This is a genomic window from Foetidibacter luteolus (assembly GCF_009650435.1).
GTDB classification, from domain to species: domain Bacteria; phylum Bacteroidota; class Bacteroidia; order Chitinophagales; family Chitinophagaceae; genus Foetidibacter; species Foetidibacter luteolus.
Genome location: NZ_VVIP01000038.1, coordinates 35034 through 56841, shown reverse-complemented (window position 1 = coordinate 56841; position 21808 = coordinate 35034). Strand labels below are relative to the sequence as shown.

Genomic DNA, 21808 nt, shown 5'->3' with positions numbered 1-21808 from the left:
CTCACCATTCACCCCCTCAAATAATAATACCCGCGATGGTAGCGGAAAGGTACGAGGCCAGCGTACCGCAAAGCAAGGCTTTAAGGCCAAGTTTTGCCAGGTCTGTACGGCGGCCCGGGGCCAGTTCCCCAATACCGCCAATCTGCATGCCCACACTGCTAAGGTTGGCAAAGCCACAAATGGCGATGCTTACAATCAGCAGCCCTTTCTCTGAAACAACTGCCACATGAGAGCTGATATTTTTATCTGTGAGGTTTTTAAAAGCTACAAATTCGTTGATGGTAATTTTTTGTCCCAGCAGGGTAGCTACGCTGTTTACATCTTCTGCCGGTACACCCATGGCCCAGGCAAAGGGGTAAAACAGTTTACCGAATATCCAGTTAAGGCTTAAATCGAAATTGGGGTTAAAAAGGTGGCCGGTGCGTATAAGAATAAAATCCAGCAGGGCAATAACGGCAATAAAGCCAATAAGCATGGCAATAACATTCATGGCTATCTTAAAGCCATCCCCGGCGCCGTGGGAGATAGCGTCAATAACATTGGTGTAGTTGCTTTCCACTTTTAGTTTTACGTTACCCATGGTTTGGCTTTCTTCCGTTTCAGGCCACACTATTTTGGATATTACCAAAGCACCCGGCGCCGCCATAAGGCTGGCTGTAATAAGCTTGGGCGCAAGGTCAAGCCCGGCTGCGGCGCCCATATTGGCATATACCACCATAATGCCGCCAGCAATACAGGCCAGGCTGCCGCTCATGCTGGCCAGCAGTTCACTGCGTGTCATGCCCTGGAGGTAGGGGCGTATCATTACCTGCGCTTCCACCTGGCCTACAAAAGCGCTGGCCACATTGCTCAACGCTTCGGCGCCGCTTACACGCATCAAAATATTCATAGCACGGGCAATAACCGAAACAATGCGCTGCATAATGCCGAAATGATATAATATAGCCACCAGTGCGCAAACCAGTATAATGGTGGCCGTTACGTTAAATGCGAATACAAAACCGCCCGCCGCATAATTTATGAAAGAGCCGGGCGCCGCCTCAATGGCAAGGCCGCTGTACACAAAAGAGGCGCCCTGCCGTGCAAACTCTTCAATACGCTGCATGCCGTGCCCAAGTTTGGTAAAAAAGCGTTGCACTATTTCCACCTTAAAAACGAGGAAGGCGATAACCGCCTGTAATGCTATGCCGGTTACAACCAACCGCACATTGATTTTTTTCCTGTTGTTCGAAAATAAAAAAGCTAATCCCAGTATTAAAGCAATGCCTAATAAACCATGAAATCTTTGCATATCAGCAGTTACAGTTTTGTATGGTAATGAAGATAGCCATTTTTCGCCCCAAAATAATGTTTATGCCGTAATGTTTACGGGCATGCGCCTAAAGTGTATATCAACTGCTTAAAATCATCGGCCTGTACGGATTTTTTGCATAATGCCTGCAAACAGGGCGGAGAAATCTTCAGATACGTTAAAGCGCAATATCAATGGAATAAAAATAGCTGCAAAAAGTGTTGACCTTACAGCCACATCCAGGTAAATATTACCCATAAAAGGTAACAGGTAGCACAGCAGCGTTACAATGCCGGCTATCAGTATTACTGTGGCTGTTTTTGCCGTAAAGGGTTGCAGCCGGTAAGCCTTCATAATAAAAAGGTACCGGGCTACATTCAATGCCAGGAAGCCAATAAAATTGGCCCATGCCGAACCGATAACACCAAACCTGCGGATTAAAAAGTAGTTGAGCGGTATGGCAAAGAGTACAAATAACGTATTACTGGCAAAGTCTAATTTCCAGTATTTGGAAAGTATGAGTATCTGGGAGTTCATGCCCGTACCCAAATCAACCAGTTTGGCTATGCCCATAATAAGCACAATGGTTTTCATGGGGCTGTATTCAGGGCCCAGGTATGCAATGGCGCTGTTCATGTTAACCATGCACAACCCCCAAATGCCCAGTCCTGCTATCAGCAGGTTAAGGGATGTTTTTTGGTACAGCTCTTTTATTTTACCAAGGTCTTTATTCTTCCATGCCTCGGCGATAATGGGCGTGGCTATGGATGTCATGCTGCGTTGCGGCACCTCCATAATACTGATAAAATAGGTAGCATACGTAAACACCGCTACATCCACCAGGCCTTTTAAAGACTGGCTGGAAATGATAATACCGTCAATAGTGCGGGAAACAACATTCAGCAGTTGCCCGGCATAGATGAACATGCTGAACGCGAATATTTTTTTATAGATGCGTTTGGTAAGATTGCTGAAAGAAAAATTAAGCGGCAGTTGCCCTGCCTTTCTGAATACGGTAATGAGAATGAAGCCTGCCGGAAAGTAAATAAAGGAATAGCCAATAAAAAATTCGTGGATGTTGATCCATTTAAAAATAAGAAAAGCCAGCAGCAAGGAGGTGATGAGCCTGAAGCCCACTTCTTTCAAAAAATTGGATATTACCGTTCGCCGCAGGCTCCACGCATAAGCTTCTGCCAGGTTAAGGATGGCAAGGCTGATGGTAATGGGATAGATAAGATCGTAATAAGGTAAAAACAAAGGCGACCTTGCCCCGAATTTACGCAGTATAAAATCCTTAAAATAAATGGTTGCCCAGAGAAAAATAACGGTGCCAACCAGGGTAAGAAGTATGGTAACAAAAGGAAGGTCGTTCTTTTTATCGGGCAGGTATGATTTGTAGAAAGGGTAGAACTTGTAAATAATGGGCATACTTCCAAAAGTACAAACCGCGGCGAACAGCATTCCAAAATCCAGCAACAGCCTGGAAAGCCCTATTTGTTCATTGGTTAAAAAATGAGGAAAGAGAATAAAGAAATTAAGCCCGCCAATAGCAAACCCCAGGTACGTAAATATGGAAGAGTAAATGCTTTGTTTTCTGATAATCCCCATTCAACTAAAATATAGGCAGCAAAAAAACAACTATTCAGGGAATAAACCTTTTAAATTATCGGGAGGTGAGGGGGGAGTGGTGAGTGGTGAATAGTGAATGGTGAATAGTGAATGGTGAGTGGGGGGCTTTTTCATTCTTCATTCAAAATTCCTTGTTCCTTGTTCGATATTCTCTGCCCGGGTCTGAAAAGCTGCCCAATGAACAGAACGATGAAAGGATTGCGACGCAACGATGATTCCATGAAAATATGTGGCTGGTATCCAAAAATAAAAGATTGCGGATGTTTTTTATTGAAAACTACATATCCAAAAACAACAAAGGGCGCTGGGGCCCTTTGCATTTGTTGTTCCGATAAGATATTAGCGTGCAGTGGTATCTGCGTTCATTGTTGTATCGGGTGTTACGGTTGTGGTATCGGGCGTTATGCCTGGCTCGGTAATGGCTGAGTCTGTAGAAACATCTGTACTGCCCTCCTGGTTACCACAACCGGCCACCGTTATGCCGGCGGCCAAAACTAAAATAGCGATTGTTTTTTTCATAGATTATGCTTTAGGTTATAAAATGCTTAATGGCTTTAAACAGCGTTGTCGCCGCTTTCTTTCCTGTTGTTGGCAGGCTCAATAAACTCAGGCTGGTTTTTGTATTTCTTATCATCCTGCCCAGGCCTGGGGTATTGGTTGCCCTGCCCTGCCTTGTTGGTATTTACTATAGAAGTGTCTTCATTATCCTTATTGGCTTCTATTGGTTTTTTGTTTGCCTCTGTGGTTTTCATACGCTTCATTTTAGTATCAATTGTCCAATAACCATACCTGCTGTCTAAATGTTTACCGAAATGAAATTCACGGGAAGAATGTCAACAGGTTGCGGAATAATCTACACTGAAGAAAAGTTTGTACAGCAATAAGACAGGCCTGTTATTTATTGTTTTTCAAATGGTTATAAGCTAACTCCTTCACACTCACCCTGTGGCATAGTATTTTAACTATTGCTGTTGTTATCATTTTTTAAAATTATAAACCATATTTTATGAGAAGTATCTTGTATATCATAGCTGTAATCCTGGTAATAGGCTGGGCGCTTGGTTTTTTTGTTTACAGTACCGGTGGCCTTATCCATATCCTGATTGTATTAGCTGTTATTTCATTATTGCTGGGCCTGATAGGGCGTGGCAGAGTTGAATAAAACAGAAGAAACAAGATGTAATAAAGCAGGGCAACCGTTAAGTGCTCTGCTTTTTTGCATAGGTAAATACTTATATGCAGCCTGCTTACGGTAAGATGAACAAGGGGCTGCGGAATTCGTTGCAGTAAATATTATCTCTTATGAAAACACAAAATAAGGCTCCCCTTAGCTTATACCTGTCAGTAGCGTTAGTGATAGCCTTAGCGGTGTTATTATTTTCCTGGCAATTGGTAAGCAACTATACCGAAAGTGCTGAACTTTCGGCAGGGCCAGCAGGCATTAGTCTTGGGGGGATGATTCAGCTTTTTTATTGGGTTTGTGGTGCGGCAATAGCGTTGACGATAGTAGCCCTGTGGATACTACTAAAAAAAGGCGGCGCGGCATCTTCTGCTGATATTTTAAAAGATGAAATAGTTACACTAAAGAAACGCCTGCAGCAGGTTGAAGAAGATAGCCGCAGGCAGGAAGAAACTTTGCGTAACGAAAAATTTATCTCTGCCGGCCGGGTAGCGGAAGGTATTGCTCATGAAGTGAAAAATCCGCTTACATCCATTAACCTGGCATTACGGCAGATAAGGGAAGAGGATATACCGCCGGAACGTACGCTTTACCTACTTTCTATGATTGAGCGCAGCAGCGAACGTATTAACCACCTGGTGATGGAACTGCTTAAATCAACCAAAAGCGAGGAGGTGAAGCTTTCCGTTATTGGTATGGATGACCTGGTTAATGATGTTGTGGAACTGGCCCGGGACCGTGTTGCCTTAACAGGTATTAAAATAACCAAGGAATACCAGCTTGATGACTGTGAGGTGAAAATAGATGAAGAAAAAGTAAAAACAGCATTACTCAACATTGTAATTAACGCGGTTGAAGCCATGGAGCCAGGAAAAGGTGTGCTTAAGCTGGGCACCAAAACCGATAAGGAGTTCTGTTATTTTACTGTAGAAGATAATGGGCATGGCATGGACAGCACTATGGTGGAAAGGATATTTGAACCTTATTTTACCAATAAAGAAAAGGGCACGGGCCTTGGATTAACCAGCAGCCAGAACATTGTAATAATGCATAAAGGCCGCATTGATGTAAAAAGCGAACCCGGTAAAGGATCCCGTTTTATTGTAGCCCTGCCCAAGGTGTAATTAATTTTTTGCTTAAAAAAATTACCTGGCATAAGTTTCATATTTTGTTTGTTGGCAAGACTTTGGTATGAATTTTTTTATTAGTCGTAAAAATACTTTTTATGGAAAAAACGCTGCTGCATAAAAGCGTACTGGTTATTGATGATGATACCAGTATAGGCGAACTGTTGCAGTCCTTTCTTGAGAAGCATAACTGTACTGTAACAGTTGCACATTCCGGCAAAAGCGGCCTGGAACAATGTAAAAACCACCACTTTGATTTTGTTTTGTGCGATTTCAGGCTGGGGGATAAAAATGGTTTTGAAATGCTGGAGGCTGTCAGGGCTATTCAGCCTGGTGCCAAAGTAATTATCATAACGGCCTATTCCGAGGTAAAGACTGCTGTAGCGGCCATTAAAATGGGGGCCGTGGACTTTATAACCAAACCACTGGTGCCGGATGAATTGCTGGCCATTTTAAAACAGGGCGGAAGCAATTCCACAAACGGAAAAGTGCACCATGCCCCCGAAACCACTACGTTACCGGGATTTTGGGCCAGCCAGTCGCCGGTAATGAAAGAACTGTACGATGAAATGGAGCTGATAGCCCCTGTGGATTACAGTGTTATTATTTACGGCGAAAGCGGTACGGGTAAAGAGATGATGGCACGGGCTATACACGCCAAAAGCAAAAGAAAATTTGAGCCATTTGTGGCGCTTGACTGCGGCACGCTTTCGAAAGAGCTTGCTGCCAGCGAACTTTTTGGACACGTTAAGGGTTCTTTTACCGGCGCCCATTCAGATAAGGTTGGCCAATTCGAGCAGGCCAACAACGGTACTTTATTCCTTGATGAAATTGGCAACCTGCCGCTGGATGTTCAGGCTTCTCTTTTAAGGGTGGTGCAGGAACGAAAATACCGCCGCATTGGTGACAGCAAGGAACATTACATTAACGTACGGATACTCGTGGCTTCTAACGAAAACCTTCAACTGGCTTACCAGAAAGGCAGTTTCAGGGAGGATTTGTACCACCGGTTCAATGAATTTAAAATGAACCTGCCGCCATTGCGTAACCGTAAGGAAGATATAATGCCATTGGCCACCTGGTTTTTGATGCAGGTTAATAAAGACCTTGATAAAAGCATCAACAGCTTTAGTGAAGAGGTGCAGGAAACTTTTTTGGAATATTCCTGGCCGGGCAACCTGAGGGAGTTAAAGAATATTGTGCGCCGGGCGGCGCTATTAACCAAAGGGGAAATTATTACCCGCGACAGCCTGCCTATAGAATTGTTCTCCGTTACCCTGCCGGCTGATGATAATACGGAAGCAGAAGCTGATGCCGGTCAAAATCTCAAAAAAGTTATTGCGAGAACTGAAAAAGAAATCATTCTCAACATATTAAGCCAGGTTAAGAATAACAAAACCAAGGCAGCGGCGGTGTTAAAAATTGACCGTAAAACGCTGTACAATAAACTAAAGGAATTTGGCATAATACCTGCAAAAGCTTTAAGAGAAAACCCAGATATATGAAAAGTTCAACAGAAGAAATGACGACAACCTCCCAGGTAGTAGAAAGGCTTAGAAAAAATGGTGACGATAATGAGTTCAGATGGAAAGACGGCAGCTTTGTTGCTGCCGGTAAAAACTACCAGCCGGAAGACTTGAAAATTGTAAAAACTTACCGTTTTGAAGGTTTTTCAGACCCTTCAGATACAGCGGTACTGTACGTAATTAAAACCAATGATAATGTTTTGGGCTACTCGCTGGATGCCTATGGCGTATACAGCAATCACGATGACGAGCAAGGGTATGACAACGCCATAAGAATGATTCCTGTTGCCAACCGCGATGAGCAACTTTTGTTTGAAGTGTAATTGAATAATTTGACGTGTTGAGAACTTCCCGCAGCCCTGCTGTGAGGAAGTTCTTTGTTTACAGGGGCTTTAGGATTAACTGTTTGCTTTTACGCACAAAAAAACTCTCACTGTAACATAGTGAGAGTTTTTTCAATGCTATTTTACTTACGCTACAGCCTTCTTAACCAGGTCTGCCGCTTCGCTTAGTTGTATAGCTGATTGTACTTTTAAACCGCTTTCATCAATCAGTTTCTTGGCTTCTTCGGCATTGGTGCCTTGCAGGCGCACAATGATGGGTATGTTTATGTTGCCCAGTTTATTGTAAGCCTCAATAACACCTGCTGCCACACGGTCGCAACGCACAATACCACCAAAAATATTGATGAGGATAGCTTTTACATTCGGGTCTTTCATAATAATACGAAAGCCTGCTTCTACGGTTTGCGCATTGGCGGTGCCGCCTACATCTAAAAAGTTGGCAGGTTCGCCACCGCTCAGTTTAATCATGTCCATCGTAGCCATAGCCAGTCCGGCGCCATTTACCATACAGCCCACATTGCCATCCAGTTTTACAAAGTTCAGGTTATAGCGGCCGGCTTCCACTTCGGTGGGGTCTTCTTCCGTAATATCCCTTAAAGATGCAAGGTCGTTATGGCGCATCAATGCATTCTCGTCAAGGTTCATTTTACAGTCAACCGCTATAATTTTTTCATCGCTGGTTTTAAACAGCGGGTTAATTTCCAGCATGCTGCAGTCAAGGCCCACATAAGCATTGTACAGGTTGGTAACAAACTTTACGCAGCTTTTAAAAGCCTCGCCGCTAAGGCCAAGGTTAAAAGCTATTTTTCTTGCCTGGAAGGGTTGTAAACCACCGGAGGGGTGTACCCATTCCTTATAAATTTTTTCAGGAGTTTCATGCGCAACATCTTCAATGTTTACGCCGCCTTCGGTGCTGTACATCACCACATTTTGCCCCTTGGTCCTGTCAAGCAGTATAGAAAGGTAAAACTCTTTTACTTCATTGGGGCCTTTGTAATACACATCCTGCGCCACCAAAATCTTGTTCACTTTTTTTCCAGCCGGGCCTGTTTGAATAGTAACCAGCGTACCACCCAAAATGTTTCTTGCAATGGTAGCAATATCTTCTACGCTTTTACCAACAGCCACGCCTTTCTGCTCCGTGCCTTCAATTTTTCCCTTACCACGGCCACCCGCATGTATCTGCGCTTTAACCACCGCAAAGTTGTTATTGGTTTGTGTCTTTATCTGGCGGTAGGCTTCTTCCGCGGCCATTACACTTTCAACTGCTATGCCTTCCTGTACCGGTACGTTGTACTTTTTCAGTAGCTCTTTGGCTTGATATTCGTGAAGATTCATGGGATAAAAATTTGTGTTGGCGAAGATAGGGGAAACAGTTTATAGTTACCGGCATGGCGTGTATTTCAAAAGTTCATCCCGTTAAATATCCTGTAACAGCGGCTTTGCCGCCTCTTTTTTATGGGGCCGACCCCCATGTGCTAACCACCACAAATGCAGGGATGGTGACGGGCAGCGCAAGATGGCCTAATTGCCTTTACTCCCCAGCTTATGCATTTTTGCCGCATTGACTCTATAACCCCACTCACTTTTTGTCTTTATGGCCTACTGTCTTTTTGCCTCTATGCTCATTAACTTCTTGACTCATTGACTTTCTTTATGTACCCGGCAGGAGGTACTGCTATTGGGCTATGGTTGTGTCACTCACTTGTACGCCTTGTCCGCTACGCAGCTTTGCCCGCAGGGTAGCGGGTGTTGCAATTAATGAACTGTTAGTAAAAAATGCTCAACATTAGTGCGTGGCCCCTGCATTTACCAGTGTTTCTTCAATATCTGTAAATCCTTTTTTCTTTGCCCAGGCCAAAGGTGTTGCCCACAAAGCTCCTGCTGCGCTTGTATTGGCTCCGTGTTTAAGTAAAAGCGTTACCATTTCATGCTGCCCCCACCTGGCGGCCATACCCAAGGGTGTACTTTGATATTCTTCGTCAACAGCGTTTATTCCGGCGCCATATTTTAGCAGCAGTTCAGCTTTGGCAATGTTTCCTTTTTGCGCCATGTCATGAAGAAGGGTAACATGGTGCCAGCTCATGGTATTGGGGTTCATACCTTTTTGCATAATGTAGGGGGCGCCGTCGTTGTGTTCAAAATAATAAAATTGCGCCCATTTAAGTATGTCCGGAACTTTGGCCCCATAGCTCATTAATAAATCAATCATCGGTCGGTTGTTTTCTTTTACAGCAAACAGCAAAATTCCTTCGCCCCAGAAGTATGTTTCATCTTTTGCAAACTCCGGGTGCTGTTGCAGTATTGCTTCGGTCTTTTCTAAATCGTTGCTGTCAACTGCTTTTTCAAATTCAACCTGTTCAGCCGTTCTGTTGAAAATGATTTCTCCGTTGTCGCCTTTAAACTTTTGTAGCAAACCATCGCTGGCATATTCGCTTAATAAAGCGGTTATTTCAAAGTATTCCCTGTCTTGCGCTATTGTTTGCAGCGGGTCTAAAAAAGGATAAATTTTATAACCGGCATCATACGCTCCGTTGCTTAATAAGAATTTTACTAACTCAATATGCCCTTGCCGCACAGCAAAATGAATAGGTGGTGTATAGTTGTACTGGGCATACATTAGTTGGGGGCATTCTTCAGCCATTCTCTTTACTGTTTCCAGGTTGCCATTTTTACTTGCCACTAAAACATCCCACACTTTTGAAGTGGTGGAGATAATGCCATCAGAAAGTTTTACCGGCAGGTTTAGCTTCAATTCAATTGGCTTTATCATGGTGTTGCAGATATTTAGCTTTTATATTTTCTGCCCAGTTTACAAAGTCGTAAAATACTTTGGGCTTACTATCACCATATCTAAAATTAAGATTCAAAGTTGTATCAAGAGAAAACAAAAAGCAAGCTATGTAACCCCTTGGTTGAATGCAGGTTTGCCAGCTTGCCTCAAGCTCCGTAGGAGCGGCATGTTAGTAGCTGGTTGATAAAGCATAATTTCTTTCTGCAAAGCCTCGTAGAGGCGGTATGTTATTCAGGGTGTGTTACCGGGTGATATTTGCATTAATCATTCCGCAGGTTATCAGCCTGCCTAACGTATCGCACCTACGGCGCTCCATTACCTGATGTTTACCGTTGCTGCTACTAACATGCCGCCCCGATGGGGCTTTGTTGTTCAATGTTCGTTTGTTCAAAGTTTAATGTTAGAAGGCATTGAATTTGTCCTTCACTTCATCAACCAATCAAATCAGCAATCTTTTACCCCTCAACAGACCGGTAACCTGTATCCTGCAACTGGCAACGGGTTTTCGGGTGAGGGATTGAAGCGGTTACCCCGGTGAGGCCATCGCAGCCGGGCTTTTGTGCCGGAGTAATAGCGGAAAGCCCGGCCCGAGGTACGAGGGACACCCCCTGAAAATTCCTTTTATTCCAAGCTTTAGCTTGCTAACATTGTCAAGCTAACATTGCCGCACCGATGAATATATTTGTAGCAAACAACATAATTTATGACAAGCGCTGAACTTTACAATAACTACCGTAATAAAATGCAACGTATTGCCGATGTGAAATACGCGGCGGCTGTTTTACAGTGGGACCAGGAAACTTACCTGCCTGCCAAGGGCGCTGGTGCAAGGGCCCGGCAACTGGCTACATTATCTGAAACGGCGCATGGCTTATTTACGGATGAAAAACTGGGGGCCCTGTTGCATGAACTTAGTGGCACGCCGGGCTTATCAGTCATTGAAGCAAGGAATGTGGCGGTTACGCTGGAGGAATACGATAAGCAGAAGAAATTCAGCGCAGCCTTTGTACGGGAAATGAGCGAATCTGTATCCGCCGCGTTTTATGCATGGATGGATGCCAGGAAACAAAACAGTTTTGCAATATTTGAACCGGCGCTGGATAAACTGGTAAGCCTTAAACGGCAGGAGGCTGAACTGCTGGGCTATAAAGAGCACCCATACAATGCCCTGCTGAACGAGTATGAAAAAGGCGCAACCGTAGCCATGCTGGATAAACTGTTTAACGACATAACCGGGCCGTTGAAAGAATTGATGCAGCAGGCACAGTCAATTATGGTGGATGATGCCTTTTTACACCAGCTTTACCCAAAAAAAGAACAATGGGACTGGGGCATGTATCTTGTTAAAGAACTTGGCTTTGACCTGGACGCAGGCCGTCAGGATATTTCTGAACATCCCTTTACTACCAACTTCTCCGCAAGGGATGTGCGGCTTACCACCCGCATTGATGAGCATGACTTTGCCAACATGACCTGGAGCTGCATACACGAAGCCGGCCACGGCCTGTATGAACAGGGCTTGCCTGATGAGGAATATGGCCTGCCTTCCGGTGAGTATGCATCCTTAAGCATCCACGAATCCCAGAGCAGGCTTTGGGAAAATTGTGTGGGCCGCAGCAAGGCTTTCTGGAAGCATTACCTGCCGCAACTGAAAAAGTTCTTCCCTAAGCAGTTAGAAAGCGTTGAGGTGGAGCAGTTTTTCAGGGCGATTAATAAAGTACAGCCTTCCTTTATACGTACAGAAGCTGATGAGATAAGCTACCACTTTCATGTTAAAGTGCGCTACCTGGTAGAAAAACAGATTATGGAAGGCAGCCTGGCAACAGCCGATATTCCCAAGCGGTGGAACCAACTGTACAAAGAGAACCTGGGTGTGGATGTACCGGATGATAAAAGGGGCTGCCTGCAGGATGTACACTGGAGCCACGGAAGCTTTGGATATTTTCCTACCTACAGCCTGGGCAGCTTTTATGCGGCACAGTTGTTTGAGAAAGCAAGCCAGGATATAGAGGGGCTGGAAGATAAAATAGCATCCGGAGATACGGCGCAACTGTTGAAATGGCTGCGCACCCATTTGCACTGTTATGGAAAACAATTTGAAAGCGAAGAATTAATAAAAAAGATAACAGGCGAAAATTTAAATTTTAATCGTTTTATAAACTACCTGCACTTAAAATTTAAGCCATAATATTTTTTTGATTGGCAGTTTATGTGCATTTTCGCATAACATCCAATATATTAATAACCTTTTAGATATAAACACTTATTTAGCCTCTGAAAAAACCGATTCTTCTAAGATGAATTCAATTCCAGGTCAGGACAACTAAGACAGCTAATTTTCAACAGGCATATTCTGCAACCCTATTGATGTAATAGTGTTGCGGAGATATATCTGAAAGGGGGAGTTTAAAATCAAATATCCGAAAATTGAAAAACCTGCAACCCTTCGTGCGGTGTGCAAGCGTAACACTACTGCTATGTTTTGTATGCAGTTTTGTGTGGGCACAGCCAAAGGCAGCATTTACGGCTAACATAACTTCGGGTTGTCCACCGCTTGTGGTACAGTTCCAGGATAATTCCACCGGTAACCCCACCGGGTACAGGTGGGATTTGGGCAACGGCGATGTATCTACAGAGCAAAACCCAGGCGCTATTTATGTTTCTCCCGGTACTTATAATGTAAAACTGGTGGTTACTGGTGCTGATGGCAAAGACTCCCTTTTAAAAACCGGCTACATTGTTGTTTATGCCCTGCCCGCGATAGATTTTTCCGCTGCCACATTAACTGGTTGTGCGCCGCTTGAAGTGGTATTTACAGATAAAAGCACAGCAGGTTCCGGCAGCATTGTAGAACGTATATGGGATTTTGGTGACGGTAAAATTTCAACCAGTACAAACCCTTCCACTATATATATTGTTGCAGACACATTCAGCGTAGCGCTGACCTTGCGTAACAGTTTTGGGTGCCGGCAAACAGTTCAGCTTACGGATTATATCACTGTAAACGGGGGCATGCAGTCAGGCTTTTCTTACAGTTATATCAATGCCTGCAAACCACCCACACCGGTTTCTTTGGTAAACGAAACCACCCCCCTGGCCAACTACACTTATCAATGGCTCTTTGGAGACGGTTCTACAGCTTCATCCCTAAACCCTTCTTATACCTATACCCGGGCAGGGGATTTTAATGTGCAGCTTATTACCTCTGATGAGTTTGGCTGTTCAGATACCGCTGCTAAAACTATCTCTATCGGCACCGTAAAGGCCGATTTTTCTTTGCCTGCCAATACTTGCGTAAATGGCGCCTCTGTTTTTACCAATGCTTCGGCGCCCCGCCCTACCAGTGCAACCTGGTATTTTGGCGATGGCAGTACTGCTACAGGTATTGATGCCAGCCATAGTTTTAAGTCACCCGGCGATTATACGGTTAAACTGGTGGCCGATTTTGGAAGCTGTGTTGATTCCATTACAAAAACAATCACCATATCCAACAAACCGGTTATCGCTTTTAATACAATCGGAACACTTGAAACATGCACCATTCCCAACACGGTGCAGTTTACCAACACCAGCACAGGCGCATCCGCCTATCAATGGTATTTTGGAGATGGCGGCACAGCATTAACTGCCAACGCTTCGCACACCTATACCGAAAAAGGCGATTACGATGTAAAGCTGGTGGCGGTTACGGATGGCGGTTGCACAGATTCCCTCGTTAAAAAAGCACTGGTAAAGATTGGCCCGCCAAAAATTACCAAATTTCAAAACCTACCTGCAAAAGTCTGTCTGCCAGCTACAGTTAAGTTTGAACCTGTCATCAACTCGCCGGAACCAATTACTACCTATGTGTGGAGCTTTGGCGACGGTACCACTTCCAACGAAGCTTCGCCTTCCCATGCCTATACTTTGCCCGGCTCTTATACCGTATCGCTTATTGCAACTACAGCCAGCGGTTGTGCGGATACATTAAAGTATGCCAACGCTGTGGTTGCGGGCGAAAAGCCTAAAGCCGCTTTTTCTGCAGACCCGCTGGAAAGCTGTGCCAGGCTCCCTATCAAATTTAAAGACCTATCTACCGGAAAAATTACTGACTGGTTCTGGAACTTTGGCGACGGCACTTCATCCACACTGCAAAACCCATCACATATTTATAAAGATACCGGCCACTTCTCCATAACACTAACCGTAATGAGTGCTGGTTGCGAAGACTCGGTTACCATTAAGGAATATATACATATTAAACCGCCGGTATCCAGGTTTACCACTGTGGTAGATTGCTCCCAGCCTTACTTTAAACAATTTACCAACCGGTCAATAGACGCTACTTCTTACACCTGGAATTTTGGCGACGGTAACACATCCACAGAGTTCAACCCTAAATATACTTATGCCAAACCCGGCAACTACCGTGTTAAACTAAGCGTTGCCAACGGCCAGTGTACGGATGAATACGAAACCAGCGTACTGGTAATTGACGAAAAACCAGGCTTTAGCTACACCGCCCAAAGCGCCGGTACTGATTTGTGCCGCAACGATTCCGTAGTATTTACAGCAAATAATTACAATATTGACAATATAGCCGGCTTTAGCTGGGTTTATGGAGACGGCAGTACAAGCGGTTTCGGCAAATCTTTTTCCAGCAAAACGTACCGTTATACCAAAACCGGCAGCTTTGAGCCTATGCTGGTAACAAGGGACGTACTGGGTTGCCGGGATACAGTTAAAAAAGCCATCAACTTTAATGTGTATGGGCCGGATGCGGCATTTGTAAACGATGCAGGCACATGTATTAACGGCAGCATTGAGTTTACAGATAAAACCAAAACAGATGGTACGCACCCCATTACCCAATGGATATGGAGCTATGGCGACGGACAGCAACAAACCATTGCCACTTCTCCTGTAAGCCACCAATACACAACGGCTGATTCTTTTGATGTGAAACTTACCGTTAAAGATGCTTTTGGTTGCGTAGATTCTGTAACCAAAAGAAACGCTGTTATTATTACCCAGCCACTGGCAGACTTTAAGCCGAGGGACTCCATAAGGTGTACAAGTTCCAGTGTTGGTTTTACAAACTTATCCGAAGGGCTCGACCTTACTTACAAATGGTACTATGGCAATGGAAAACAGGGTACAACCAAAAATCCGGGCCATACATACGCAGCAGAGGGTATTTACACCGTAGCATTGAAAGTAACAGACAGGTTTGGCTGTACAGACAGTATAACCAAGGCAAATATTGTTACTATTTCCAATCCCAGGGCGGCGTTTACCGTAACAGATACTTTTGCTACCTGCCCACCGCTTTTGATCGAGCCTGTAAACACTTCTTCCGGCTACAGTTCTGTTAGTTGGAACTTTGCTGACGGTAACACTTCGGATGTTTACGAACCTGAACACCTGTTTCCGCAGGGCGGGGATTATAAGGTTACACTGGTGGCACAGGGCTTTGGTAATTGTACAGATACTGCATCCCAGCTCATTGTATTAAAAGGGCCTTCCGGCAGATTTACCTATCCCAAGCTGGATAGTTGCGCACCTGCCAGCGTGCCCTTTGTGGCCGAAGTAAAGAATACAACCACTTACATCTGGGGCTTTGGCGATGGCGTTACCATAACAGCAGGCAGCAGCACCAAACACACATATAAAGAAGCTGGCAATTACCTGCCAAACCTGGTATTGATTGATAACAACAATTGTAAAGTGGGTATTGCAGGTAAGGATACACTGCAGATTGCCGGTATAAAAGCCGCGTTTGTACCTGAACTCATCAGCAACTGCGATTCCGCCGTAATACGCTTCAGGGATTCATCGCTAACATTTAATGACGAAGCCACTACCTACAACTGGGTGTTTGGCGATGGCACCGTGCTCAACAACAGAAAAAACCCGGCTCATGCCTTTAATGCAACCGGTAATTATACAGTTAGGCTGGTGGTTAATTCAAAGCTGGGCTGCCGATCCACCGCTTCTATGGAAGTGAATACCACCGTTAACCCGTCTCCTAAAATAACTATTACAGCGCCGGATTCTGTTTGTGTGGCCACTGCTATGCAGTTCGCTTCAGCCAATGCGGATGCAACCCCGGCAACGTATAAATGGCTGTTTGCCGGTAACGATACTTCAGCCCTGCAAAACCCCGGTTACACCTATGCCACAGCGGGCAGCTATACAGCGAGTCTTATAGCTACCAATACCTTCGGCTGTGCAGATACGGCAGACCATCCTTTGCTGGTATTAAACCCGCCAACGGTAAATGCCGGTGCGGATAATTCGCTTTGTCTTGGCCAAACCACCAACCTGCAGGCTACCGGTGCAACCACCTATCAGTGGGCGGCGCACCCATCTTTAAGCTGTACCAATTGTGCAGCGCCAATGGCAGCGCCTGATACTGCCACTACTTACTATGTTACCGGTACTACTGTTGCTGGTTGCTCCGCTACAGATTCTGTGCTAGTAAGCGTAAAAATGCCATTACAGCTCACCGTTTCCGCAGGCGATACGCTTTGCGTCGGCCAGAAGGTACAGTTAACAGCTTCCGGTGCCGAAACGTACCAGTGGCAACCTGCCAGCTTACTAACCAATCCCAATAGTTTCAACCCTGAAGCCTCACCTGCCACCACAACAACCTTTACGGTTACCGGCAGCGATAACCAGGGCTGTTTTAAAGAAACAGCTACCGTAACAATTACAGTTTACCCTAAACCCTCTTTTAACATTATTGACAGCTTTAAAAACCTGAACATCGGGTTAAGGGATACGTTACGTACTACCGCTTCGGCTGATGTTTCGGGCTACCGTTGGGAGCCTGCTACCTGGCTTTCCTGTACAGATTGCCCCAACCCGGTAACCAATGCACAGGCTAACATTACCTACACGGCTATCGCTTATAACCCGGGTGGCTGCACCGCTACAGACCAGGTTACTATCAGTGTGCTGTGTAACAATACCAACATTTTTATTCCCAATACGTTTTCGCCCAATAACGATGGGGCCAATGATTATTTCTTCCCACGTGGGGCGGATGGCTACTTCAGCATAAAGAGCATGCGCATATTTAACCGCTGGGGGCAAATGATTTTTGAGCGGAACAATTTTAAAGCAAACGATCAAAGTCAGGGCTGGAACGGCATTTACAATGGCCGGCCACAGGCTTCAGATGTGTACATATACATGATTGATATAGTATGCGATAATGGCAACATATTCCCCATGAAGGGTAATGTAACGCTGCTGCGTTAAGCTGCTATAGGGTCACGGGTTTTGTGAGAGAGAAAGAATCAGGGGGTGCCCCCAAGCTATCGCAAGGGGTCGGGCTTTTCGCTGCAAGTCCTCACCACCTTCGCTAAGGCTACGGTGGTTGCGGGCTTTCCGCTTCAATCCCTCACCCGGTGGTGACACCTGTTGTTTATCGGCAAGCGGGTTGCAATGAAAATTAAAAATAGTTCAGCCGGTTTTTTTTTGTGAAGCAAAGGAACGGGCAGCAATAAAATCTAATATCCAATATCAATGAAAAAACTCTACTACCTGGTAGTTATTACGACTATGTGCCTGGTGAAAACGGTTAGTAGCCAGGATGCGCATTTTTCGCAGTTCTTTGAAGCGCCGTTGCTGCGTAATCCTTCATTGGCCGGTTTGTTTGCCGGCGATGTGCGGGTACAGGCTGTTTACCGCAACCAGTGGGGCAGCGTAGGCGTGCCTTTTAAAACAACTTCCCTCAACGCCGAATACAAGCAACCGGTGGGGCAGGGGTACGATTTTATTACCATGGGCATGCAGTTGCTGCAGGATAAAGCCGGCACTACTAACTTTACCACCACCAATGTGCTGCCTGCTTTAAACTACCACAAGGCATTAAGTGGCGATAAAACACGTTATCTTTCGCTGGGTTTTATGGGCGGCTGGGTGCAGCGCCGCATAGACCGCAGTAAAATAACCACCAACAGCCAGTTCGACGGTGTGGGCTGGAACCCCTCCCTGGCAGATGGTGAGCAACTGCTTACCACCAATTACAACTATTGGGATGCAAGTGTGGGCATGAGTTATAATTCAACTATTGGCGATAAGCTGGATGATATTTATTTCCTGGGCCTGGCTTATCATCATTTTAACCGCCCTAAAAATTCTTTTTACAAAAACCCCAATATAGAGCTTAGCCCCAAACTGGTTGCGTCTGCCGGTGTAAAGTTTGGTATTGACGAGGTTTCTTATTTAACACTCCAAGGAGATTATAGCAAGCAGGCTGATTATAAGGAAACTATACTGGGTGCCTTATATTCTTATAAAATTGGCGCCGAGCCGGATAACCCGGATTACATCGTTCACTTTGGCGGCTTTATGCGGGTAAAAGATGCCTTTATACCTGTATTCAAACTGGATTATAAACCCTTCACATTCGCAATTAGTTACGATATCAACGTATCTCAATTACGCACTGCCAGCCAGGGCAGGGGCGGGTTAGAACTGTCACTTTCTTATTCTGGTTTCCTTGACAGGGATAACAGTACCCGCAACTCCGTTTTGTGCCCCCGGTTCTGAACATAAACAAAAGCAAAAGCAAAAAGAAACTGCCGCAGGATTTTCATCCCCGGCAGTTTTCTTTTTTAGTCCCCCGACTAATTTGTACATATAACCTGTATAGCGTACGGATTATATGAAATTCGTTTGCAGTATGTTTACGCCTGGACAAAACCATGATTAGAGAGGCATAAATGGCAGCTTATGCTGCATCCGGGTTAAATAATTTAGAAGCTTTATCGCCGGAAACGGCAGATTATTCGGTTTTGCGCTCAATTAGCTGCCCGATAGCACAGGAAAATAGGGTAGGCCCCTGACCAATGCTCATCCAGTTGTTATGAAAGCCAGGCCGTATATTAAGCTTATGGGTATTATCAACAATGCAGTGGTAATAAAGAATTTCTTCATCAAGGTTAATAGCAGTTACATGTACGCGGTGCTTTTTGCCACTCAGCGTAATACTGTCTTCAAATAAAAACGTAGCCGGTAGTGTCATTGGACGTTGGATTTTGGGATACCTACGGCATACAGGATGCTAAGGTTTTTTTAAAAAGCCCGCAATCGGCAATCAGGTGGTTTTTGTAGGTAAGTAAAAGATAATGAATAAGTTGTGTGCAGGATAGCTGAATAAATGTTTAGAATTATTAAATGCCCGCAGCAATTAATTGCCCATCATGTAAAAACATCCAGCCACTCTATAAACGGCCGTTATGCTGGCTTTTTATTGCACCATGGCGAAGAAAAAATCAACTTTACCGGGTATGATACTTTGGAATTTCCGGTATGCTTTTTTAAGCCAGGCGTCAAAAAAAATGCTATAACTCAATCAGCCCATAACCTACGCCAAGACTTGTAAAAGCTTTTTCAAGCCTTTCTCTGTGCGTATCTGTTATCAATACCTGGCCATCCTCTTCCACGCAAACCTTTTGAAGCAGGTTATTCATCCTCTCTTCATCAAGTTTCTCAAAAACATCATCCAGCAGCAGCAAGGGGGCAAAACCCTTCATTTGTTTAAGCACCAGGTATTCTGCCAGCTTTAGCGCAAACAGCAAGCTTTTTCGTTGCCCCTGCGATGCTATTGATTTAAACGGCTGTTGCTGCATTTGTATAAGCAGGTCATCTTTGTGTATGCCTGCACCAGTTCGTTGCAGGTATATATCCCTTTGCCTGTTATCCTGCAGCAGGCTGCCGAAGGTTTGGTTATGCAGTTGGCTGTCGTAAACAATATCCAGCACATCATCCCTCATGGCAATGCTGTTATACTGCTCTTTTACCAGCGGTATAAAATCCGCTAAAAATGCTTTCCTGTAACTGTAAACAATGGCGCCATGCTGTATCAATTGTTCATCCATAACCAGCAAAAGTTGTTCATCCAGCCGGTTATGCTCAGCCGCTGCTTTTAGCAGGCTGTTGCGCTGTTGCAATACTTTGGTATAGCTAATCAGTGCCTGCAGGTAGTCTGGGTACAATTGCGATAATATACTGTCAGCAAAATTCCTTCTTTGCTCGCCGGGCCCCGTTATAAGGCTTATATCATCCGGCGCAACCATTACACAGGGGTATTTGCCTATATGCTGAGAGAACTTTTTGTACGGGTCATCATCTACGTAAAACTCTTTTCGCCCTGTTTCCCGTAAAATGCAAACCAGCTTGTTTTCTGTTACTGCTTTTTGCACCCTGCCTTCTATACGAAAACCCTGCGCCCCCTGCTGCACACCGGTTGCATCCGGTCTTGAAAAATAGCTTTTGGTAAAACACAGGTAATGCACCGCATCCAGCAGGTTGGTTTTACCACTGCCGTTGGGCCCGCAAATGCCTGTTATTCTTTCACTAAAATCAAAATTTGCCAAAGAATAATTCCTGAACTGTGTTAATGTTATTTGACTAAAAGCCAGCATGCTTGCGCAATTTAGCGCAATATGCCTACAAACTGCTGCCCCGGGGATAAGATACGCTACAATTTTGCCAAGATTACCATTGCAGTATGGGCCGTGTAAAAATAGTTTTGGCGATGGAATGATTGTTTAAGCCGAGGCGGAATGATAACATCTGTCTTTAATGGATAAAGCTGTTGCATTTACGGACTGTACGTTATGCCTGCCTGTAAAAGAAGTAACAGGCTGCACTTTGGGTGAGGGATTGAAGCGGATACCCCGGTGAAGGTCTTGTGCGCTGGCTCTGTGCCGGAGTATGAGCGGAAAGCCCGACCCCTTGCGCAGCTTGGGGGCACCCCCAAAACAAGTACGAAAAGTGAAGTACGAAGTACTTTTAATTACATGCACGATGTTATGTGAAAATGTAAAAAGGACGAAAAGATACTGTCGGCAAAAAAAAGACCTCTTTAATTCAAGTACTTCGTATCTCGTACTTGACTTGCCACCTGCCTATGCCGAAAGTCCTATTTTGTCAACATGTTCTATAGCCTCTAAACTGCTGTTGAAAAGCAGGGCATGCACGCCTGTTTGCTGTATACCGTTTAATATTTGTGAGGTGACGGTTATCTTTTCCGGGTGTACATTTCTTATATACACGGCAAAAATGCGGCCCTGGTATTTTTCTGTTATAGACTGGTAGATGGCGGGGTCGCTTTGAGAATTATCGCCCAATAAAATAAACTGCTGGTTAGGAAAGGCTTCCAGTATGCGTACTATGCGCAACAGCTTGCCTTCATGTTTTGTTTTGCCTGTTTTCCACAGTTCAAACCACCGTTTTACCTGGTTAAGCAGCAAGGCGCCTTCCGGCAACTTGTTGTGGCGAAAAACCTGCAGCAGGTAATCGTACAGGTTCCACTCGCTGCTGGATACATAGAAGAAAGGGTTGGGTGTATCTGCGGTGGTTTGCGCCAGGCCCAGCAGGTTGTATAACCGGGCGCTGTCGGCAAATACTTTCCTGCTAAATGCGTTGCGGGTGAGCAACTCTCTCAACCGTTTAAAAACAGTGGCGGAATGAGATACCATAACGGTGTCATCTATGTCGGAAATGATGCCGTACTGCGTAATGTGTGGAATAAAAACCATGCCTTCGCCGGATGCAACGGGTTTTCCTTCCTCATCAAGACTGCTGATGGTAACCCTGTGCCAGCCCGCAGGAACACTGTTTTCGCTCTGCCATTCAAACCTGAAAAACCCATCGCTTTCTGTAACTGACTCAAACTGCTGGTTTTCCCATGTAAGCCGCACCCTCACTCCGGCAAGGGGTTGTACAAAAAAAAGGCGCATCAACTGGCTTACGCTCTGTAAAAAGCCATCGCCTGCATTTGTACTGTAATGGATTTTTTGCTTAAATACATGACCAAATGCCTGCATGTTATGCGCATGGCCAAAACCGTGATATACCTTAACAAAGTGAGTGGCCGTATTTTTTGGATTCAATTTTGTCATTAGAGGTAAAACGACTT

Annotated in this window: 16 protein-coding genes; 7 read left to right on the top strand and 9 right to left on the bottom strand. The window is 44.9% G+C overall.

Going from position 1 to position 21808, the window contains the following annotated elements; translation table 11 throughout:
* Nucleotides 1-16: 16 nt before the first annotated feature.
* From F0364_RS11325 to F0364_RS11310, 4 genes are all read right to left on the bottom strand, one after another.
* Nucleotides 17-1291, bottom strand: a complete 1275-nt coding sequence (locus F0364_RS11325) for a NupC/NupG family nucleoside CNT transporter (RefSeq protein ID WP_153797894.1) — start codon at nt 1289-1291, stop codon at nt 17-19.
* 114 nt (nt 1292-1405) lie between these two features.
* A complete protein-coding gene (locus tag F0364_RS11320) occupies nt 1406-2899 on the bottom strand; it encodes a lipopolysaccharide biosynthesis protein (RefSeq protein ID WP_153797893.1) in 1494 nt (497 codons plus the stop codon).
* A gap of 360 nt (nt 2900-3259) precedes the next feature.
* Nucleotides 3260-3439 carry a hypothetical protein gene (locus F0364_RS11315; protein ID WP_153797892.1) on the bottom strand — a complete coding sequence of 60 codons (180 nt, stop codon included), beginning with the start codon at nt 3437-3439 and terminating at the stop codon, nt 3260-3262.
* A 35-nt stretch (nt 3440-3474) separates the two neighbouring features.
* Entirely contained in the window at nt 3475-3672 is a 198-nt protein-coding gene (locus F0364_RS11310) for a hypothetical protein (protein WP_153797891.1), read from the bottom strand.
* A gap of 254 nt (nt 3673-3926) precedes the next feature.
* On the opposite strand from F0364_RS11310, the gene F0364_RS11305 reads away from it, so the two are divergent.
* The 4 genes from F0364_RS11305 (at nt 3927) to F0364_RS11290 (ending at nt 7076) form a co-directional block, all read left to right on the top strand.
* Nucleotides 3927-4082 (top strand): lmo0937 family membrane protein, encoded by a 156-nt coding sequence (locus tag F0364_RS11305; RefSeq protein WP_153797890.1) that lies wholly within the window; start codon nt 3927-3929, stop codon nt 4080-4082.
* A gap of 140 nt (nt 4083-4222) precedes the next feature.
* Entirely contained in the window at nt 4223-5224 is a 1002-nt protein-coding gene (locus F0364_RS11300) for a two-component system sensor histidine kinase NtrB (RefSeq protein WP_153797889.1), read from the top strand.
* Between the two features lie 101 nt (nt 5225-5325).
* On the top strand, nt 5326-6732 hold the full coding sequence (locus F0364_RS11295) for a sigma-54-dependent transcriptional regulator (protein ID WP_153797888.1): 1407 nt from the start codon (nt 5326-5328) through the stop codon (nt 6730-6732).
* The gene (locus F0364_RS11290; protein WP_153797887.1) at nt 6729-7076 is read left to right on the top strand and encodes a hypothetical protein; all 348 of its coding nucleotides are present in this window, start codon (nt 6729-6731) and stop codon (nt 7074-7076) included. Before F0364_RS11295 ends, F0364_RS11290 begins: the two co-directional genes overlap by 4 nt.
* 147 nt (nt 7077-7223) lie before the next feature.
* Here F0364_RS11290 and sucC read toward each other — a convergent pair whose 3' ends face one another.
* A complete protein-coding gene (sucC, locus tag F0364_RS11285) occupies nt 7224-8435 on the bottom strand; it encodes an ADP-forming succinate--CoA ligase subunit beta (protein ID WP_153797886.1) in 1212 nt (403 codons plus the stop codon).
* A gap of 451 nt (nt 8436-8886) precedes the next feature.
* Complete coding sequence (locus F0364_RS11280; protein WP_153797885.1) at nt 8887-9870, bottom strand: ankyrin repeat domain-containing protein; 984 nt, start codon at nt 9868-9870, stop codon at nt 8887-8889.
* Nucleotides 9871-10594: 724 nt separating this feature from the next.
* On the opposite strand from F0364_RS11280, the gene F0364_RS11275 reads away from it, so the two are divergent.
* The 3 genes from F0364_RS11275 (at nt 10595) to F0364_RS11265 (ending at nt 18432) form a co-directional block, all read left to right on the top strand.
* Nucleotides 10595-12079 carry a carboxypeptidase M32 gene (locus F0364_RS11275; protein ID WP_153797884.1) on the top strand — a complete coding sequence of 495 codons (1485 nt, stop codon included), beginning with the start codon at nt 10595-10597 and terminating at the stop codon, nt 12077-12079.
* 260 nt (nt 12080-12339) lie between these two features.
* Nucleotides 12340-17136, top strand: coding sequence for a PKD domain-containing protein (locus F0364_RS11270; protein ID WP_306452327.1), 4797 nt, complete (start codon nt 12340-12342; stop codon nt 17134-17136).
* Nucleotides 17137-17403: 267 nt separating this feature from the next.
* The gene (locus tag F0364_RS11265) at nt 17404-18432 is read left to right on the top strand and encodes a PorP/SprF family type IX secretion system membrane protein (RefSeq protein WP_153797882.1); all 1029 of its coding nucleotides are present in this window, start codon (nt 17404-17406) and stop codon (nt 18430-18432) included.
* A 235-nt stretch (nt 18433-18667) separates the two neighbouring features.
* Here F0364_RS11265 and F0364_RS11260 read toward each other — a convergent pair whose 3' ends face one another.
* The 3 genes from F0364_RS11260 to F0364_RS11250 all read right to left on the bottom strand — a co-directional run bounded on the left by F0364_RS11260 (nt 18668) and on the right by F0364_RS11250 (nt 21791).
* Complete coding sequence (locus tag F0364_RS11260) at nt 18668-18907, bottom strand: hypothetical protein (protein ID WP_153797881.1); 240 nt, start codon at nt 18905-18907, stop codon at nt 18668-18670.
* 319 nt (nt 18908-19226) lie between these two features.
* Nucleotides 19227-20309 carry a DNA replication/repair protein RecF gene (recF, locus tag F0364_RS11255; protein WP_153797880.1) on the bottom strand — a complete coding sequence of 361 codons (1083 nt, stop codon included), beginning with the start codon at nt 20307-20309 and terminating at the stop codon, nt 19227-19229.
* 486 nt (nt 20310-20795) lie between these two features.
* Nucleotides 20796-21791 (bottom strand): App1 family protein phosphatidate phosphatase, encoded by a 996-nt coding sequence (locus tag F0364_RS11250; protein WP_153797879.1) that lies wholly within the window; start codon nt 21789-21791, stop codon nt 20796-20798.
* Nucleotides 21792-21808: the final 17 nt, after the last annotated feature.

Excerpts from the sequence above, each read along its gene's own strand:
- recF (WP_153797880.1), bottom strand. The coding sequence starts at position 20,309 with ATGCTGGCTTTTAGTCAAATAACATTAACACAGTTCAGGAATTATTCT.
- F0364_RS11275 (WP_153797884.1), top strand. The coding sequence starts at position 10,595 with ATGACAAGCGCTGAACTTTACAATAACTACCGTAATAAAATGCAACGT.
- F0364_RS11310 (WP_153797891.1), bottom strand. The coding sequence starts at position 3,672 with ATGAAAACCACAGAGGCAAACAAAAAACCAATAGAAGCCAATAAGGAT.
- F0364_RS11265 (WP_153797882.1), top strand. The coding sequence starts at position 17,404 with ATGAAAAAACTCTACTACCTGGTAGTTATTACGACTATGTGCCTGGTG.
- F0364_RS11280 (WP_153797885.1), bottom strand. The coding sequence starts at position 9,870 with ATGATAAAGCCAATTGAATTGAAGCTAAACCTGCCGGTAAAACTTTCT.
- F0364_RS11315 (WP_153797892.1), bottom strand. The coding sequence starts at position 3,439 with ATGAAAAAAACAATCGCTATTTTAGTTTTGGCCGCCGGCATAACGGTG.
- sucC (WP_153797886.1), bottom strand. The coding sequence starts at position 8,435 with ATGAATCTTCACGAATATCAAGCCAAAGAGCTACTGAAAAAGTACAAC.
- F0364_RS11325 (WP_153797894.1), bottom strand. The coding sequence starts at position 1,291 with ATGCAAAGATTTCATGGTTTATTAGGCATTGCTTTAATACTGGGATTA.
- F0364_RS11295 (WP_153797888.1), top strand. The coding sequence starts at position 5,326 with ATGGAAAAAACGCTGCTGCATAAAAGCGTACTGGTTATTGATGATGAT.
- F0364_RS11260 (WP_153797881.1), bottom strand. The coding sequence starts at position 18,907 with ATGACACTACCGGCTACGTTTTTATTTGAAGACAGTATTACGCTGAGT.
- F0364_RS11250 (WP_153797879.1), bottom strand. The coding sequence starts at position 21,791 with ATGACAAAATTGAATCCAAAAAATACGGCCACTCACTTTGTTAAGGTA.
- F0364_RS11290 (WP_153797887.1), top strand. The coding sequence starts at position 6,729 with ATGAAAAGTTCAACAGAAGAAATGACGACAACCTCCCAGGTAGTAGAA.
- F0364_RS11320 (WP_153797893.1), bottom strand. The coding sequence starts at position 2,899 with ATGGGGATTATCAGAAAACAAAGCATTTACTCTTCCATATTTACGTAC.
- F0364_RS11305 (WP_153797890.1), top strand. The coding sequence starts at position 3,927 with ATGAGAAGTATCTTGTATATCATAGCTGTAATCCTGGTAATAGGCTGG.
- F0364_RS11300 (WP_153797889.1), top strand. The coding sequence starts at position 4,223 with ATGAAAACACAAAATAAGGCTCCCCTTAGCTTATACCTGTCAGTAGCG.